16 protein-coding genes are annotated in these 17,121 nt (G+C 68.6%); all 16 read left to right on the top strand.

The genetic code is table 11. From position 1 onward, the window contains the following. Positions 1 to 172: 172 nt before the first annotated feature. The 16 genes from BKA14_RS29815 to BKA14_RS29740 all read left to right on the top strand — a co-directional run bounded on the left by BKA14_RS29815 (position 173) and on the right by BKA14_RS29740 (position 17,120). A complete protein-coding gene (locus BKA14_RS29815; RefSeq protein WP_184954129.1) occupies positions 173 to 868 on the top strand; it encodes a demethylmenaquinone methyltransferase in 696 nt (231 codons plus the stop codon). A 57-nt stretch (positions 869 to 925) separates the two neighbouring features. Beyond that, the gene (locus tag BKA14_RS29810; protein ID WP_184954128.1) at positions 926 to 1,195 is read left to right on the top strand and encodes a hypothetical protein; all 270 of its coding nucleotides are present in this window, start codon (positions 926 to 928) and stop codon (positions 1,193 to 1,195) included. 98 nt (positions 1,196 to 1,293) lie between these two features. Beyond that, positions 1,294 to 2,589, top strand: a complete 1,296-nt coding sequence (locus BKA14_RS29805; protein WP_184954127.1) for a geranylgeranyl reductase family protein — start codon at positions 1,294 to 1,296, stop codon at positions 2,587 to 2,589. A gap of 70 nt (positions 2,590 to 2,659) precedes the next feature. Further along, on the top strand, positions 2,660 to 3,025 hold the full coding sequence (locus tag BKA14_RS29800; protein ID WP_184954126.1) for an NADH-quinone oxidoreductase subunit A: 366 nt from the start codon (positions 2,660 to 2,662) through the stop codon (positions 3,023 to 3,025). Between the two features lie 6 nt (positions 3,026 to 3,031). Continuing rightward, on the top strand, positions 3,032 to 3,703 hold the full coding sequence (locus tag BKA14_RS29795; RefSeq protein WP_184954125.1) for a NuoB/complex I 20 kDa subunit family protein: 672 nt from the start codon (positions 3,032 to 3,034) through the stop codon (positions 3,701 to 3,703). After that, positions 3,700 to 4,395, top strand: coding sequence for an NADH-quinone oxidoreductase subunit C (locus BKA14_RS29790; protein ID WP_184954124.1), 696 nt, complete (start codon positions 3,700 to 3,702; stop codon positions 4,393 to 4,395). The genes BKA14_RS29795 and BKA14_RS29790 overlap by 4 nt, the downstream gene beginning before the upstream one ends. After that, positions 4,392 to 5,717, top strand: a complete 1,326-nt coding sequence (locus tag BKA14_RS29785) for an NADH-quinone oxidoreductase subunit D (RefSeq protein WP_184954123.1) — start codon at positions 4,392 to 4,394, stop codon at positions 5,715 to 5,717. The genes BKA14_RS29790 and BKA14_RS29785 overlap by 4 nt, the downstream gene beginning before the upstream one ends. After that, a complete protein-coding gene (gene nuoE, locus BKA14_RS29780; RefSeq protein ID WP_184954122.1) occupies positions 5,717 to 6,796 on the top strand; it encodes an NADH-quinone oxidoreductase subunit NuoE in 1,080 nt (359 codons plus the stop codon). Before BKA14_RS29785 ends, nuoE begins: the two co-directional genes overlap by 1 nt. Beyond that, on the top strand, positions 6,793 to 8,109 hold the full coding sequence (gene nuoF / locus BKA14_RS29775) for an NADH-quinone oxidoreductase subunit NuoF (RefSeq protein ID WP_184954121.1): 1,317 nt from the start codon (positions 6,793 to 6,795) through the stop codon (positions 8,107 to 8,109). The genes nuoE and nuoF overlap by 4 nt, the downstream gene beginning before the upstream one ends. After that, complete coding sequence (locus BKA14_RS29770) at positions 8,109 to 10,592, top strand: NADH-quinone oxidoreductase subunit G (protein WP_184954120.1); 2,484 nt, start codon at positions 8,109 to 8,111, stop codon at positions 10,590 to 10,592. Before nuoF ends, BKA14_RS29770 begins: the two co-directional genes overlap by 1 nt. Then, positions 10,589 to 11,956: an NADH-quinone oxidoreductase subunit NuoH gene (gene nuoH / locus BKA14_RS29765; RefSeq protein WP_184954119.1), complete on the top strand. Its 1,368-nt coding sequence runs from the start codon at positions 10,589 to 10,591 to the stop codon at positions 11,954 to 11,956. Before BKA14_RS29770 ends, nuoH begins: the two co-directional genes overlap by 4 nt. 1 nt (position 11,957) lies before the next feature. Continuing rightward, complete coding sequence (gene nuoI / locus BKA14_RS29760; protein WP_184954118.1) at positions 11,958 to 12,605, top strand: NADH-quinone oxidoreductase subunit NuoI; 648 nt, start codon at positions 11,958 to 11,960, stop codon at positions 12,603 to 12,605. After that, entirely contained in the window at positions 12,605 to 13,348 is a 744-nt protein-coding gene (locus tag BKA14_RS29755; RefSeq protein ID WP_184957036.1) for an NADH-quinone oxidoreductase subunit J, read from the top strand. The genes nuoI and BKA14_RS29755 overlap by 1 nt, the downstream gene beginning before the upstream one ends. Continuing rightward, positions 13,345 to 13,644, top strand: a complete 300-nt coding sequence (gene nuoK, locus BKA14_RS29750) for an NADH-quinone oxidoreductase subunit NuoK (protein ID WP_184954117.1) — start codon at positions 13,345 to 13,347, stop codon at positions 13,642 to 13,644. Before BKA14_RS29755 ends, nuoK begins: the two co-directional genes overlap by 4 nt. Positions 13,645 to 13,656: 12 nt before the next feature. After that, positions 13,657 to 15,582: an NADH-quinone oxidoreductase subunit L gene (gene nuoL / locus BKA14_RS29745; RefSeq protein ID WP_184954116.1), complete on the top strand. Its 1,926-nt coding sequence runs from the start codon at positions 13,657 to 13,659 to the stop codon at positions 15,580 to 15,582. Beyond that, positions 15,579 to 17,120: an NADH-quinone oxidoreductase subunit M gene (locus tag BKA14_RS29740; RefSeq protein ID WP_184954115.1), complete on the top strand. Its 1,542-nt coding sequence runs from the start codon at positions 15,579 to 15,581 to the stop codon at positions 17,118 to 17,120. Before nuoL ends, BKA14_RS29740 begins: the two co-directional genes overlap by 4 nt. Position 17,121 lies beyond the last annotated feature (1 nt).

The following is a 17,121-nucleotide window of genomic DNA, read 5'->3' as shown; positions in this document are numbered from 1 at the left end:
GTTACGTTGCCTGCGTAAGGCCTGAGAACTTCCTGACGCAGAGCCGGGGATCAATACCGGTGATGGTCGCGGACCCGACCGATGGCGGTCGTATATATAACGCACAAGGAACCGGGCGGGATGGGTCACCATCCCGCCCGATCTGTTTGTGCGGGGTGGCAGAGTTGTCAGGGTGACACGCGCAGATCTGGACAAGCAGCCGCACGAGGTCGCCGAGATGTTCGACGGCGTGGCCGAGCGGTACGACCTGACCAACACAGTGCTCGCCTTCGGCCAGGACCGTGGCTGGCGCCGCGCCACCCGCGCGGCCCTGGCCCTGCGGCCGGGGGAGCGGGTGCTCGACGTGGGGGCGGGCACCGGGATCTCCACCGAGGAGCTGGGCCGCTCGGGCGCGTTCGCGGTGGGCGCCGATCTCTCCACGGGCATGCTGCGGGCCGGCCGCCGGGTACGCGCCGAGGTCCCACTGGTCGCCGGGGACGCGCTGAAGCTGCCGTTCGCCGACGAGACGTTCGACGCGGTCACGATCTCGTTCGCGCTGCGCAATGTCGTGGAGGTGGAGGGTGCGCTGCGCGAGCTGGCCCGGGTCACGCGGCCCGGCGGGCGGCTGGTGATCTGCGAGTTCAGCAGCCCGACGTTCGCGCCGTTCCGCACCGTCTACATGCAGTATCTGATGCGCTCGCTGCCGGTGGTAGCCCGTGGCGTGTCGAGCAACCCCGAGGCGTACGTCTATCTCGCCGAGTCGATTCGCGCCTGGCCCGACCAGGCGGCCCTGTCGGCGCGCATCGCCGCGGCGGGCCCGTGGAGCCGGATCGGCTGGCGCAACCTGACCGGCGGCGTCGTGGCCCTGCATCGGGCGACGAAGGCCTAAAGAGGGATAAAAACGGCTTTCGCCGCGAAACGGTAGAAGGCCTGTTTGGCTCGGGTTATGACGACCTTCGGGCATCTCGAAGACACGGACATCGACATCGCGATCGACGAGCGTGACGCCGGCGAGCGCCGCGGCATGGAGCTGGCCACCCGCCTGCGTATGGTCGCCGCCGAGGATCCCGACCTGGCGCAGGAACTGGTGGACAACCTGATCGTCGCGCTCGACAAGGCGATGGGCGGCAACTTCCGCGAGTTCCTGGAGGGCGAGGCGCGGGAGGCCGCGGACAGGGTACTCACCTCGGGCAATTCACCCAGCCGAAACAGTTAGGTTCCCCTAACCCGAACGACCTTCGATGGCCGTCCTAGACTCCGACTTGGGCATGCTTGTGAACTGTTTCACGAGCTGCTGCGAGACGGAGGTGTGGTGTGAGCAACCAAGTACCATCCGGGCGAATAGCCGACGAGGCTGATGTCATCGTCGTCGGCGCGGGTCCGGGAGGATCGGCGGCGGCCTATCACATGGCGCGGCACGGGCTCCGAGTCCTGCTGCTGGAGAAGACCGAGTTCCCGCGCGAGAAGGTCTGCGGCGACGGGCTCACCCCGCGTGCCGTCCGCCAGCTGGTGCGGATGGGCGTCGACACCTCCGAGAAGGCCGGCTGGCTGCAGAACAAGGGCCTGCGGGTGATCGGCGGCGGCGTACGGCTGGAACTGGACTGGCCCGATCTCGCCAGCTTCCCCAACTACGGTCTGGTGCGGACCAGGCTCGACTTCGACGACATGCTGGCCAAGCGGGCCGTCGAGGCGGGCGTCGTGCTGCACACCAACACCAACGTCACCGGCCCGGTGCTCGATGACGACGGCCACGCGATCGGCGTGACGGCCAAGGTGGGCCCCGGCAAGGAGCCCGTCGAGTTCCGCGCTCCGCTGGTGATCGCGGCCGACGGCGTCTCCGGCAAGCTGCCGATCGCGATGGGCCTGACCAAGCGCGACGACCGCCCCCTCGGGGTTGCCGTGCGGCGCTATTACCACTCGCCGGTGCGCGCCGACGACGACTACCTCGAGTCGTGGCTCGAGCTGCGCAGCGCCTCCGACCGCGAGCGCCTTCTCCCCGGGTACGGCTGGATCTTCGGCATGGGGGATGGCAGGGTGAACGTGGGCCTCGGCATTCTCAACAGCTCGAGCGCGTTCGGGAAGACCAACTACCGCGCGATGCTGACCGACTGGCTGGCCGGGACGCCGGCCGACTGGGGCATGCGGGACGAGTCCAACGCGGACGGGCCGATCCTGGGCGCCGCGCTGCCGATGGGCTTCAACCGGGTGCCGCACTACACGCGCGGCCTGATGCTGGTCGGCGACTCCGGCGGCATGGTCAACCCGATGAACGGCGAGGGCATCGCGTACGCGATGGAGAGCGGTGAACTGGCGGCCGAGGTCGCGGTGCAGGCGCTCGCCCGTCCGGCCGGCGCCGATCGTGAGCGCGCGCTGCGGGCCTATCCCACGGAGCTCAGTCTCCGATTCGGCGGCTATTACCGTCTCGGTGGCGTATTCGTGAAGTTGATCGGCAACCCTCACATCATGCGGATTGCCACGAAGCACGGCATGCCGCATCCGACGCTGATGCGATTCGTTCTGAAACTGCTGGCCAACCTCACGGACCCGCGCGGCGGCGACAGCATGGACCGGATCATCAACGGCCTGACCAAGGTCGCGCCGGCCGTATGAGTACCCCGCGGCCGACTCGAACAATTCGGACTAATAGTGTGAACCAGCTAATAGTCGACCTGGAGACACGATGACGATCAACCCATACGTCCCGATCGTCGGGTTACTGATCCTCGGCGCGCTCTTCGCGTTGTTCTCGGTGTCGATCGCCCCGATCGTCGGCCCGCACCGCTACAACCGCGCCAAACTCGACGCGTACGAGTGCGGCATCGAACCGGCCCCGCAGCCGGTCGGCGGTGGCCGGTTCCCGGTCAAGTTCTATCTGACCGCGATGCTCTTCATCATCTTCGACATCGAGACGATCTTCCTCTATCCGTGGGCGGTCGCCTTCGGGCAGCTGGGCCTGTTCGGGTTCGTCGAGATGGTCCTCTTCATCGTCACCGTCTTCATCGCCTACACGTATGTGTGGCGGCGCGGCGGACTCAACTGGGACTGATGCGTCATGGGTATCGAAGAGAAACTCCCCGCGGGGATCCTGCTCACCTCCGTCGAGAAGGTTTCGAACTGGGCGCGTAAGTCCTCGTTCTGGGGCGCCACGTTCGGCCTGGCCTGCTGCGCGATCGAGATGATGGCCGCCGGCGGTCCGCACTACGACCTGGGCCGCTGGGGCATGGAGGTCTTCCGGGCCTCGCCCCGCCAGGCCGACCTGATGATCGTCGCGGGCCGGGTGAGCCAGAAGATGGCGCCGGTCGTCCGCCAGATCTACGACCAGATGCCCGAGCCGCGCTCGGTGATCTCGATGGGCGTGTGTGCCTCGTCCGGCGGCATGTTCAACAACTACGCGATCGTGCAGGGCGTGGACCACATCGTCCCGGTCGACATCTACCTGCCCGGCTGCCCGCCGCGGCCCGAGATGCTGATCGACGCCATCCTCAAGATGCGCGAGAAGGTCATGGCCGCGCCGCTCGGCCCGAACGGCAAGAAGATGCTGGAGGCCCGCAAGGCCGAGGGCAAGATGCCGATCGTGGCCCCGGGCGCGATGCCGTCGTCGTACCGGGTGGACAAGGCCCGGCGGGCCGAGTGGACCCAGGCGGTCAAGGAAGGCCGCGAGGAACAGCTGCGCATCGAGAACTGGATGAAGCTGCAGCCGCACCTGCGGGAGGACGGCAAGTGAGCATCGAACCCAGCAGCCCGGAAGGCGCCAACCTCGGCGCCCCGGCCCAGACCCCGGCCAGCCCGCAGAAGGGCATGTTCGGCATCACCGGCACCGGCGACGTCTCCGGTTTCGGCGGCCTGGTGCGGCACCGCCCCGAGGCCGGCGGCAGCCCCAAGCCGTACGGGGGCTACTTCGACGAGGTCACGGACGCGCTCGAGGAGGCCTACCCGGGCTTCGCCGACGCGATCGAGAAGGTCGTCGTCGACCGTGACGAGCTGACGCTGCACATCAAGCCCGAGCGGATCGCCGAGGTCGCGCAGATCATGCGGGACGACGAGTCGCTGCGCTTCGAGCTCTGCTCCTCGGTCTCCGGCGTGGACTACCTCAACAGCGACGCCCGCCGCCTGCACGTGACCTACCACCTGGCCTCGATGACCTACCGGCGCCGCGTGCGCCTCGAGGTGGCGGTACCGGCGGGCGGCAGCGTGCCCAGCGTGACCAGCGTCTACCCGACCGCCGACTGGCAGGAGCGGGAGACGTACGACATGTTCGGGGTGATCTTCACGGGTCACCCGAACCTGACGCGGGTGCTGATGCCGGACGACTGGGAGGGTCACCCGCAGCGCAAGGACTACCCGCTCGGCGGCGTGCCCGTCGAGTACAAGGGCGCCGAGATTCCGCCTCCTGACCAGCGGAGGGTCTACCAATGACACAGTCCGGATACGCAAGCGAGCGGGAGACCACCGAGGGCCGCGTCTTCACGGTCACCGGCGGCGACTGGGACACCGTCACCGGCAGTGTCGACCCGCTGAGCAACGAGAAGATCGTCGTCAACATGGGTCCGCAGCACCCGTCCACGCACGGCGTGCTGCGGCTGGTGCTCGAGCTCGAGGGCGAGACGGTCACCGACGTCCGCCCGGTCGTGGGCTACCTGCACACCGGCATCGAGAAGAACCTCGAATACCGCAACTGGACCCAGGGCACGACGTTCGTGACCCGCGCCGACTACCTGGCGCCGCTGTTCAACGAGGCCGGCTACTGCCTCGCGGTCGAGAAGCTGCTGGGCATCACCGATCAGATCACCGAGCGGGCCAACACGATCCGGGTGCTCTTCATGGAGCTCAACCGGATCTCGTCGCACCTGGTGTGGCTGGCCACCACGGGCATGGAGCTCGGCGCCATCTCGATGATGCTGTACGGCTTCCGCGAGCGTGAGTACATCCTCGACATCTTCGAGGAGACCAGCGGCCTGCGGATGAACCACGCGTACTTCCGCCCGGGCGGCGTGGCGCAGGACATCCCGGAGTCGGCGATCAAGAAGATCCGTGACTTCCTGGTCTACCTGCCCAAGAAGCTCAAGGAGTACGAGGCCATGCTCTCCGGCCAGGTGATCTGGCAGGAGCGTACGCAGGGGGTGGCGGTTCTCGACGTCACCGGCTGCCTCGCGCTGGGCGTGACCGGCCCGGTGCTGCGCTCGGCCGGGCTGGCCTGGGACCTGCGCAAGACGATGCCGTACTGCGGGTACGAGAACTACGAGTTCGACGTGCCCACCGCGACCACCGCCGACGTGTGGGGCCGCTACCAGGTACGGCTGGCCGAGATCCGCGAGTCGCTCAAGATCGTGGAGCAGGCGCTCGACAAGCTGCGCCCGGGCCCGATCTTCATCGCCGACAAGAAGATCGCCTGGCCCGCGCAGCTGGCCGTGGGCCTGGACGGCATGGGCAACTCCCTCGAGCACGTGGCCAAGATCATGGGCCAGTCGATGGAGTCGCTCATCCACCACTTCAAGCTCGTGACCGAGGGCTTCCGGGTGCCGCCGGGCCAGGTGTACGTCGCGATCGAGCACCCGCGTGGCGAACTGGGCGTCCACGCCGTCTCCGACGGTGGCACCCATCCCTACCGGGTCCACATGCGGGACCCGAGCTTCGTGAACCTCCAGGCCATCCCCGCGATGGCCGAAGGTGCGCTGCTGGCCGACGTGATCGCCGGCGGCGCGTCCCTGGACCCCGTGATGGGTGGGTGTGACCGTTAATGACTGACACTGAATCCCCCAACCGGCTTCGCCGTACTGCGAATGATGGTTTAGAGGTGGATTTCTCCCCCGCCGCCGCTCCCCTGGCCGAGAAGCTGCTCCCCGCGGCGCTCGAGGTCATCGCTCGCTACCCGGCCGACCGCAGCCGTTCCGCGCTGCTGCCGCTGCTCCACCTCGTGCAGACCGAGGAGGGGTACGTCAGCCCGAACGGGGTGGCCTTCTGCGCCGAGATCCTCGGCATCAACAAGGCCCAGGTCGGCGCGGTCGCCACGTTCTACACCATGTACAAGCGGCGCCCGACCGGTGAATACCTGGTCAGCGTCTGCACCAACACGCTGTGCAACACCCTCGGCGGCCAGGAGGTCTACGACCAGCTGTCCGAGCACCTCGGGGTGGGGCACGACGAGACCACGGCCGACGGGCGGATCACGCTGGAGCACGCCGAGTGCCTGGCGGCCTGCGACTACGCGCCGGTCGTGACGGTCAACTACGACTTCGCGATCGACGAGGCCACCCCGGAAGCGGCGGTGGGCCTGGTCGACCAGCTGCGCAACGGTGAGCGGCCCACGCCCAGCCGGGGTGCGCGCATCTGCTCGCTCAAGGAGATGCAGGTCCAGCTGGCCGGGTTCGCCGAGCCGCGCGAGGGTGCCGTCGCCGACGGAGTGGCCGGAGCGCCGACCCTGCGCGGTGTGACGCTGGCCCAGGAGCACGGTATCGCGGTCGCGAACTTCAACCCGGACACGCCGATCACCAAGACCAAGCCGGCCCCGCGCGAGGAAAGCCGTACGGACAGCCGCGGCAAGGTCGCCACGGTGGTCGACAAGGTCAAGAGCGCCGTCAGCAGCGTCACCCCCGGACACGCGGGCAAGACGACCCACGCCGGTGACGTCAAGGATCCCCAGACCCGTACGGCGGAACAGCGCAACCCCGACGCCGGCACGCCTGACAAGACCGGGACGGCCGACGCGAAGCAGCCTGTGCCGTCCAACCCGGCCGAAGCCGCCGGCACCGCGTCCAACCAGCCTGCCGGTGACGGCAAGCCGGCCGGGGACACCGCCCGTACCGAGGAGGCGAAGTGACTCAGCCACGGCGTGAGGTTCTGCAGAAGCTGACCCCGGTCCTCACCAAGCGCTGGCTCTCGCCGGACGCCTGGAAGATCGGCACCTACGAGCGGCTCGACGGCTACGCCGCGCTGCGCAAGGCGCTCGACGTCCACCCCGACGACCTGATCCAGCTGATCAAGGACTCGGGTCTGCGCGGCCGCGGCGGCGCGGGCTTCCCGACCGGTCTCAAGTGGGGCTTCATCCCGCAGGGCGACGGCAAGCCGCACTACCTCGTGATCAATGCGGACGAGGGCGAGCCGGGCACCTGCAAGGACCTGCCCCTGATGACGTACGACCCGCACTCGCTGATCGAAGGGGCGATCATCGCCTCGTACGCGATCCGCGCGAACCGGGCGTTCATCTACATCCGCGGCGAGGCCGTGCATGCCGCCCGCCGCCTGCGCAACGCGGTCGAGGAGGCCAAGGCCAAGGGCTACCTGGGCACGAACATCCTGGGCTCGGGCTTCGACCTGGAACTGGTCGTGCACAGCGGCGCCGGCGCGTACATCTGCGGCGAGGAGACGGCACTGCTCGACTCGCTCGAGGGTTTCCGTGGCCAGCCCCGGCTGCGCCCGCCTTTCCCGGCCGTCGCGGGCCTGTACGCCAGCCCCACGGTGGTCAACAACGTCGGCACGATCGCCTCGGTGCCGTACATCGTGCTCGGCGGTCCCGACTGGTGGAAGAGCATGGGCACGGAGAAGTCGTCCGGCCCGATGATCTACTCGCTCTCCGGCCGCATCGCCAACCCCGGCCAGTACGAGTGTGGTCTCGGCATCACGCTGCGCGAGCTGATCGAGCTGGCCGGCGGCATGAAGCCGGGGCACAACCTCAAGTTCTGGACCCCCGGCGGATCGTCCACGCCGCTGCTCACAGCCGAGCACATTGACACCCCGATGGACTTCGAGGGGGTGGCCGCGGCCGGGTCGATCCTGGGCACCACGGCCATGCAGATCTTCAGCGATCAGGACTGCCCGGTCTACTCGACGTGGCGGTGGCTGGAGTTCTACCACCACGAGTCGTGCGGCAAGTGCACCCCGTGCCGCGAGGGCAACTACTGGATGGTGCGCACCTACCGCCGGATCCTCAGCGGTGAGGGAACGTACAAGGATCTCGACACCCTGCAGGACACCGCGGACAACATCTTCGGCCGGTCGTTCTGCGGTCTGGGCGACGGCGCCGCGACTCCGGTCATGTCGACGCTCAAGTTCTTCCGCCAGGACTACCTGGACTACATCGAGGGCCGGACCGCTCCGCGGCTGTCCGCCAAGGCTCTGGTTGGAGCTCACTGATGACGGACGTAGCCAAGAAGACCGACACCGTCACGCTCACCATCGACGGCATCGAGGTCACCGCCGAGAAGGGTGAGCTGGTCATCCGGGTCGCCGAGCGGATGGGCATCGCGATCCCGCGGTTCTGCGACCACCCGCTGCTGGCCCCGGCCGGCGCGTGCCGCCAGTGCCTGGTCGACATCGAGGGCCAGCGCAAGCCGGTCGCCTCGTGCACCCAGACCGTGGCCGAGGGCATGGTGGTGCGCACGCAACTCACCTCCGAGGTCGCGGCCAAGGCGCAGGGCGGCGTGATGGAGCTGCTGCTGGCCAACCACCCGCTGGACTGCCCGACCTGCGACAAGGGCGGCGAGTGCCCGCTGCAGAACCAGGCGATGACCAACGGCCGGGCCGACTCGCGCTTCCACGAGCACAAGCGCGAGTACGAGAAGCCGATCCACATCTCCAGCCAGGTGCTGCTCGACCGGGAGCGCTGCATCCTGTGCCAGCGCTGCACGCGGTTCTCGGAGGAGATCGCCGGGGACAAGTTCATCGACCTGATGGACCGCTCGTCCGGCGAGCAGATCAACGTCTACCGCGACGACTTCTTCGGCGGCGCCGGCACCGGTGACGGCCAGGTCGGCGAGGGTGCGGGCGACGTCGCCTTCAACTCGTACTTCTCCGGCAACACGATCCAGATCTGCCCGGTCGGCGCGCTCACCGGCGAGCAGTACAGGTTCCGGGCCCGCCCGTTCGACCTGGTCTCGACGCCGACGGCGTGCGAGCACTGCGCGGCCGGCTGCTCGATGCGGGCCGACCACCGCCGTGGCAAGGTGCTGCGCCGCCTGGCCGGTGACGACCCGGCGGTGAACGAGGAGTGGAACTGCGACAAGGGTCGCTGGGGCTTCCAGTACCAGGTCGCCACCGATCGGATCATGAACCCGCTGCTGCGCGACGCCGAGACCGGCGAGCTGCGCGAGGTGTCCTGGAGCGAGGCCCTGCTGGCGGCGGCCGAAGGGCTCGCCGCGGCCAAGGGCAACGGCGGCGTCGGGGTGCTGACCGGCGGCCGGCTCACGGTGGAGGACGCGTACGCGTACGCGAAGTTCGCCCGGGTCGCCCTCGGCACCAACGACATCGACTTCCGGGCCCGGCCGCTCAGCGCCGAGGAGGCCGACTTCCTGGCCGCCTCCGTCGCGGGCGTCTCCGACGTCACGTACGCCGATGTCGAGAACGCCCCGTCGGCCGTGATCGTCGGGCTCGAGCCCGAAGAGGAGTGCCCGATCCTCTTCCTGCGGCTCCGCAAAGCTCACGGTCGCAAAAAGCTGCAGGTCACCGCGGTCTCGCCGTTCCTGTCGCGGGGCTTCGAGAAGCTCGGGGCCACGCTCGTCGAGGCGGTGCCCGGTGACGAGGCCCGCCTGCTGGCCGGTGACCCCGCGCTCGCCGCCGCGCTCGCCGCGCCCGGCGCCCTGCTGATCGTCGGCGAGCGTCTGGCCACCGTGCCCGGTGGTCTGTCGGCCGCGGCCGCCCTGGCCGCCCGCACCGGCGCCCGCCTCGCGTGGGTGCCCCGACGGGCCGGTGACCGTGGTGCGATCGACGCCGGCTGCCTGCCCAACCTGCTGCCCGGCGGCCGCCCGGTGGGCGACCCGGCGGCCCGCGCCGAACTCTCGCTGGCCTGGGACGTCGAGGCCGGCGGCCTGCCCAGCAAGGCGGGCCGCGACACGGACGGCATCATCGCGGCGGCGGCCGCTGGTGAGCTCGGGGGCCTGCTGGTCGGCGGCGTCGACCCGAGCGATCTGTCCGACCCGCGGCTGGCCGAGCAGGCGCTCGACAACGCCGGCTTCGTGGTCAGCCTGGAGATCCGGCACAGCGCCGTCACCCGCCGGGCCGACGTGGTGCTCCCGGTCGCCCCGGCTGCCGAGAAGTCCGGCACCTACCTGAACTGGGAGGGCCGGCTGCGGTCCTTCGGCACGGTGCTGCCGAGCACGGCGATGACCGACGGCCGGGTGCTCGAGGCCATCGCCGCGCTGACCGATGTCACGCTGGCCACTGGCGACGTGATGACGATCCGTCGCGAGCTGGGCGCGATGCCGCTCAGCAAGGCGGCCCGCCCGGCGGCCCCCGCGACCGCGGGGTCGGCACTGCCCACGCTCGGCGAGCACGAGGCTGTGCTGGCCACCTGGCGTCAGGCGATCGACCAGGCCTCGCTGCTCGAGGGCGACGCGGCGCTGGCCGGCACCGCGCGGCCGCCGGTCGTGCGGATCGGCAAGGCGCAGGCCGAGGCGCTCGGCGTGGTCGACGGGGACGCGGTCACCGTCGGCACCGACCGCGGCGCGATCACCCTGCCGGCCGCCGTCACCGACCTGCCGGCCGGCGTCGTGTGGCTGCCCACCAACTCGCCCGGGTCGACCGTCGGTCGCAGCCTCGGCGTGACCGCGGGCGCGGTCGTCCGGCTCTCGGCCGGGCGCGGCGGCCCGATCCTCGCGTCCTCGTCGGAGGTCAAGGCATGAAAACGTCGATTCTCGCGGCGCACGCCGTGGATCCGACGCTGCAGACATTCGAAGACACCGTCTGGTGGATCACGCTGATCAAGCTGTTCGGCGTCTTCGTCCTGCTGCTCCTGTTGACGCTCTTCACGATCAACTATGAGCGCAAGGTCGTGGCCCGGATGGCCGTGCGGCCCGGCCCCAACCAGGTCGGGCCCAAGGGCTGGCTGCAGAGCCTCACGGACGGCGTCAAGCTGCCGTTCAAGGAGGAGATCATCCCGAAGACGGCCGACAAGGTCGTCTACTTCATCGCACCGGTGATCTCGGCGACGGTCGCCTTCACGGCGTTCTCGGTCATCCCGTTCGGTGGCGTGGTCAACATGTTCGGTCAGCAGACCGCGCTGCAGCTCACCGACGTGCCGGTCTCGGTGCTCGTGCTGCTGGCCTGCTCGTCGATGGCGGTCTACGGCGTCGTGCTGGCCGGCTGGGCCTCCGGCTCGACCTACCCGCTGCTGGGCGGTCTGCGGTCGAGCGCACAGATGATCTCGTACGAGGTCGCGATGGGTCTGTCGATCGTCGCGGTGTTCATGACCGCGGGCACGATGAGCACCTCGCAGATCGTGGCCGCGCAGGCGCACGGCAACCCGGTCAACCTCTTCGGCTGGGAGGTGACGACCCCGAGCTGGTACGCGGTGCTGCTGCTGCCCAGCTTCGTCATCTACTGCATCGCGGCCGTCGGCGAGACCAACCGCGCGCCCTTCGACCTGCCCGAGGCGGAGTCCGAGCTGGTCGGCGGCTTCCACACCGAGTACTCCTCGTTCAAGTTCGCGCTGTTCTTCCTGGCCGAGTACATCAACATGATCACCGTCTCGGCGTTCGCCACCACGCTGTTCCTCGGTGGCTGGCGGGCCCCCTGGCCGATCACGTGGTTCTGGGAGGGCGCGAACTCCGGCTACTTCGGCCTGATCTGGTTCTTCGCCAAGGTGCTGCTGCTGCTCTTCGGCTTCATCTGGTTGCGGGCGACCCTGCCCCGCATGCGCTACGACCAGTTCATGCGCTTCGGCTGGAAGGTCCTCATCCCGGTCAACCTGGTGTGGATCCTCTTCCTGAGCTACGTCAAGGTCGCCAACAACGAGCTCTCCGAGCAGGCCAAGTGGTTCTCGATCGTCGGCATCGTGGTCGTGATCCTGCTGATCGCCATGCTCTGGCCGGCCGCCCGCAAGCCGAGGCAGCTCTCCATCGAGGAGGAGTTGGCCTCCAGACCGCCGGGCAGCTTCCCGGTGCCACCGATGGATCTACAGGTTCCCCCCAGTCCACGGGCCCGCCGGGCCGTGGCCGAGCGTGCCCCGGCCACGGTCGGGTCTCCTGAAGAAACCAAGGAGGTGTGACGTGGGTACGTTCACCGGCTCCTTCAAGGGCTTCGGGGTGACCTTCGCGCACATGTTCCGCAAGGTCATCACGACCGACTATCCGTTCACACCGCCGACGCCGGCGCCGCGCTACCACGGGCGGCACATCCTCAACCGGCACCCGGACGGCCTGGAGAAGTGCATCGGCTGCGAGCTGTGCGCCTGGGCCTGCCCGGCCGACGCGATCTATGTCGAGGGCGCCAACAACACCGACGAGCAGCGGTTCTCGCCCGGTGAGCGCTACGCCGGCATTTACCAGATCAACTACGCCCGTTGCATCTTCTGCGGGCTCTGCATCGAGGCCTGCCCGACCCGTTCGCTGACCATGAGCAACGAGTACGAGCTGGCCCGCGACAGCCGGCAGGACCTGATCTTCACGAAGAAGGAACTGCTGGCCCCGCTGCTGCCCGGCATGGAGCAGCCGCCGCACCCGATGCGCCTGGGCGAGACCGACAAGGACTACTACGTCGGCGCGCTGACCAACCCGGGCACCTCGGCCGGAGCGGAACGGGCCCCGTGGTCGGAGGCGGGCACGCAGGACGCGGCCACTGCCGCCGACGCCGACGCCCGGCCCGAGACCGCGGGCACGCTGCGCCGTCCGGGCCAGTCCGCGAAGGAGGCCGTGTGATGGACCACGTGTCCACCGGCGAAGCGGTCGCTTTCTGGATCCTCGGCTCGCTGGCCGTGATCGGCGCGCTCGGCATGGTGATCGCCCGCAACGCGGTCCACTCCGCCCTGTGGCTGGTCCTCACCATGCTGTGCCTGGGTTTCCTGTACGTGGTCAACTCGGCGCCGTTCCTGGGCGCGGTGCAGATCATCGTCTACACCGGCGCGATCATGATGCTGTTCCTGTTCGTGCTGATGCTGGTCGGCCGGGACGCCTCGGACTCGCTGATCGAGACGCTCCGCGGCCAGCGGGTCGCCGCGATCCTGCTCGGTGTCGGCCTGGCCGCGCTGATCGGCGCCGGTCTGGCCCGCTCGCTGGGCGACGTCCCGGCGATCGGGCTGACCGAGGCCAACGCGGACGGCAACGTCCAGGGCCTGGCCTCTCTGCTGTTCACCCGGTACGTCTTCGCCTTCGAGGTCACCTCGGCCCTGCTGATCACCGCCGCGGTCGGCGCGATGATCCTGGCGCACGTCGAGAAGGCCAAGGAGGACGCGGTCGACCAGGTGACCCGTATGAAGGAGCGGTTCCGGCCCGGCAACTACCCCGGTCCCAAGGCCGGTCCCGGCGTCTACGCCAACACCATGTCGGTCGCCGCCCCCGCGCGGCTGCCCGACGGCAACGGCGCCGAGCGCAGCATCTCGGAGATCCTGCCGATCCGCGAGCTCACCGCGGACGAGGCGGCACCGAAGGGAACTGAGAAGTGACTCCCGAGTATTACCTGGTGCTGGCGGCAATCCTGTTCACCATCGGCGCCGCCGGGGTGCTCGTCCGCCGCAACGCGATCGTGCTGTTCATGTGCATCGAGCTCATGCTCAACGCCGCGAACCTGGCCCTGGTCACCTTCAGCCGGATCAACGGCAGCCTGGACGGCCAGATCATCTCGTTCTTCGTGATGGTCGTCGCGGCCGCCGAGGTCGTGGTGGGTCTCGCGATCATCATGTCGATCTTCCGTACGCGGCGCTCGGCGAGCGTCGACGACGCGAACCTTCTGAAGTACTAAAGGGGCCTTCACGTGGAACCAACAGTGGAGTACGCCCACGCGACGGGGGCGTTGAGCGGCATCTGGCTGCTCATCGCCATTCCTCTGGTCAGCGCCGCGATCTTGCTGCTCCTGGGCAAGCGGGCCGACAAGTGGGGGCACTGGCTCGGCGTCCTCGCGGTGGCAGCCTCCTTCGTGCTTGGGTTGATCTTCTTCTTCAGCCTGCGCGGCCTGGACGCCGAACAGCGCTCGGCCGAGCTGAGCCTGTGGGACTTCATCGCCGTCGGCAATCTGCACGTCGACTTCGGGTTGCTGTTCGACCCGCTGGCCGGCGTGTTCGTCCTGCTGATCACGGGCGTCGGATCGCTGATCCACCTGTACGCGGTCGGCTACATGGAGCACGACCCGGGCCGGCGGAAGTTCTTCGCCTACTTCAACCTCTTCGTCGCGGCGATGTTGCTGCTCGTGCTGGGCAACAACTACGTGATGCTCTACTTCGGCTGGGAGGGCGTGGGTCTCGCGTCGTACCTGCTGATCTCGTTCTGGTACACGCGGCCGTCCGCGGCCACCGCCGGCAAGAAGGCGTTCCTGATGAACCGGGTCGGCGACGCCGGCCTGGCCATCGGCATCTTCATGATGTTCGCCACGCTCGGCACCACCCAGTACGACGAGGTCTTCGGCAACGTCAGCGCGCTCAGCTCGACCACTGTGCTGATCATGGGCCTGCTCCTGCTGCTGGGTGCGGCCGGTAAGTCCGGTCAGTTCCCGCTGCAGGCCTGGTTGCCCGACGCGATGGAGGGCCCGACCCCGGTCTCGGCCCTGATCCACGCGGCCACGATGGTGACGGCGGGCGTCTACCTGATCGCCCGCTCCAACGCGATCTTCACCGCGAACACCACGCTGCAGACGGTCGTGGTCAGCGTGGGTGCGCTCACGCTGCTGATCGGCTGCATCATCGGCGCCGCCAAGGACGACATCAAGCGGGTGCTGGCCTGGTCGACAGTGAGCCAGATCGGCTACATGTTCCTCGGCGTCGGGCTCGGCGGCGGGGCGTACGCGCTGGCGATCATCCACCTGCTGGCGCACGGCTTCTTCAAGGCCAACATGTTCCTCGGGGCCGGCTCGGTCATGCACGGCATGCACGACCAGGTGGACATCCGGCGCTTCGGCGGCCTGCGCAAATACATGAAGTGGACCTGGCTCACCTTCATGATGGGCTGGCTCGCGATCATCGGTATCCCGCCGCTGTCCGGTTACTTCTCCAAGGAGCCGATCATCGCGGCGGCCTTCGAGCGCGGCGACTGGACGTCCTGGCTGTACGGCATGGCAGCCCTGCTCGGCGCCGGCTTGACGGCGTTCTACATGACCCGCCTGTTCGTGCTGACGTTCCACGGTCCTGAGCGGTACACCGAGGACAACAAGCATCCGCACGAGTCGCCGTTCATCATGACCGTGCCTCTGATGTTGCTGGCCCTCGGCTCGATCGGCGCCGGCTGGCTCATGTCGACGTCGGTTCCCGGCTGGCTCGAGCCCGTCTTCGGGGCCGAGGAGGCGCACCACGAGGCGGTCATCCCGCACACGCTGATCCAGATCCTCGGCATCGTGGTCTCGGTGGCCGGCGCGGCTCTGGCCTGGGCGATGTTCCGCCGGGGCACGGCCCTGCAGGAGCAGCCGGCCGGTGTGGTCGTCACCGCGGCCCGCCGCAACCTCTACACCGACGCGATCAACGAGGCGGTGTTCGAGCGGCCCGGCATCTACCTGACCCGGGCGCTGGTCTACCTCGACAACAAGGGCATCGACGGCGTGGTCAACGGCATCGCGGCGGGGGTCGGCGGCAGTTCCGGCCGGCTCCGCAGGCTGCAGACCGGCTTCGTCCGCTCGTACGCACTCTCGATGCTCACCGGTGCCGTCGTAGTCGTCGGCGCCTTCCTCGCGATCCAGCTTGGGTGGTTGGCGTGAACGACTTTCCGTTTCTGTCCATCCTGACCCTGCTGCCCCTGGTGGGCGCCATCGCGGTGGCGTTCATCCCGCGGGCCAAGGCCGAGCTGGCCAAGACCGTGGCCTTCGTCTGGTCGCTGGTCGTGCTGGTGCTCAGCGTCTTCATGTGGATCGCCTTCCAGGTCGACGGCGACCGGTTCCAGTTCCGCGAGTCGTACGCCTGGATCCCGTCCTGGGACGCCCGGTTCACGTTCGCGGCCGACGGCATCGCGCTGGTCATGCTGATGCTGATCGCGATCCTGTTCCCGGTCGTGATCCTGGCTTCCTGGAACGACGTGGAGAAGACCAACCGCTCCGCCCCGGTCTACTTCTCGCTGCTGCTGGCCTTCGAGTTCACGATGATCGGTGTCTTCGCGGCCGCCGACGTCTTCCTGTTCTACGTGTTCTTCGAGGTCATGCTCATCCCGATGTACTTCATCATCGGGTCCTTCGGCGGGCCGCGCCGCCAGTACGCGGCGGTCAAGTTCTTCCTCTACAGCCTGGTCGGCGGTCTGTTCATGCTGGCCGCAGTGATCGGGCTGTGGGTGGTCGGCGGCAACACGTTCGACTGGGCCAAGCTGGCCGAGGCGGCCGGGTCGATCGACCAGAACACCGCGCGCTGGCTGTTCCTCGGCTTCTTCGTCGCGTTCGCGATCAAGGCGCCGTTCTTCCCCTTCCACACCTGGCTGCCGGACGCCGGTGGTGCGGCCCCGGCCGGCGCGGCCGCGCTGCTCGTCGGCGTGATGGACAAGGTGGGCACGTTCGGGATCCTGCGCTACTGCCTCTCGCTGTTCCCCGAGGCTTCGCGCTGGTTCGCCCCGGCCGCGCTGGTACTCGGGGTCATCGGGATCATCTACGCCGCGCTGCTCGCGGTCGGTCAGAACGATCTCAAGCGCCTGGTGTCGTACACGTCGATCGCGCACTTCGGCTTCATCGGCATCGGCATCTTCGCGTTCACCAGCCAGGCCGGCACCGGCTCGGTGCTCTACATGGTCAACCACGGTCTTGCGACCGGCCTGCTGTTCATCGTGGTCGGCATGTTCGTCGCCCGTCGCGGCTCCAACCTGATCAGCGACTTCGGCGGCGCCGGCAAGCTCGTCCCGGTCCTGGCCGGGGTGTTCTTCTTCGCCGGTCTGGCGTCGCTGGCGCTGCCCGGCACGGCGCCCTTCATCAGCGAGTTCCTCGTGCTGATCGGCACCTTCACCGTGCACCCGGCGTACGCGGTGGTGGCCACGGCCGGCATCATCCTGGCCGCCGCCTACGTGCTCTGGATGGTGCAGCGCACCACGCAGGGCACCCTCAACCCGGCCCTCGCCGAGGTGCCGGAGATGAAGAAGGACATCACGCTTCGCGAGAAGGTCGTGGTGGCCCCGCTCATCCTCTTGATCATCCTGCTCGGCTTCTATCCCAAGCCGGTCACCGACGTGATCAACCCGGCCGTCCAGGCGACCATGCAGGACGTCAACGTCGAGGATCCGGGGCCGACGGCGGTCGTCGCTAACGAAAGGGTGGCGCGCTAGC

It is taken from the genome of Paractinoplanes abujensis, from assembly GCF_014204895.1.
GTDB lineage: Bacteria > Actinomycetota > Actinomycetes > Mycobacteriales > Micromonosporaceae > Actinoplanes > Actinoplanes abujensis.
Note: the sequence above shows the minus strand (reverse complement) of the source record. Positions and strands in the feature narration are given on the sequence as shown.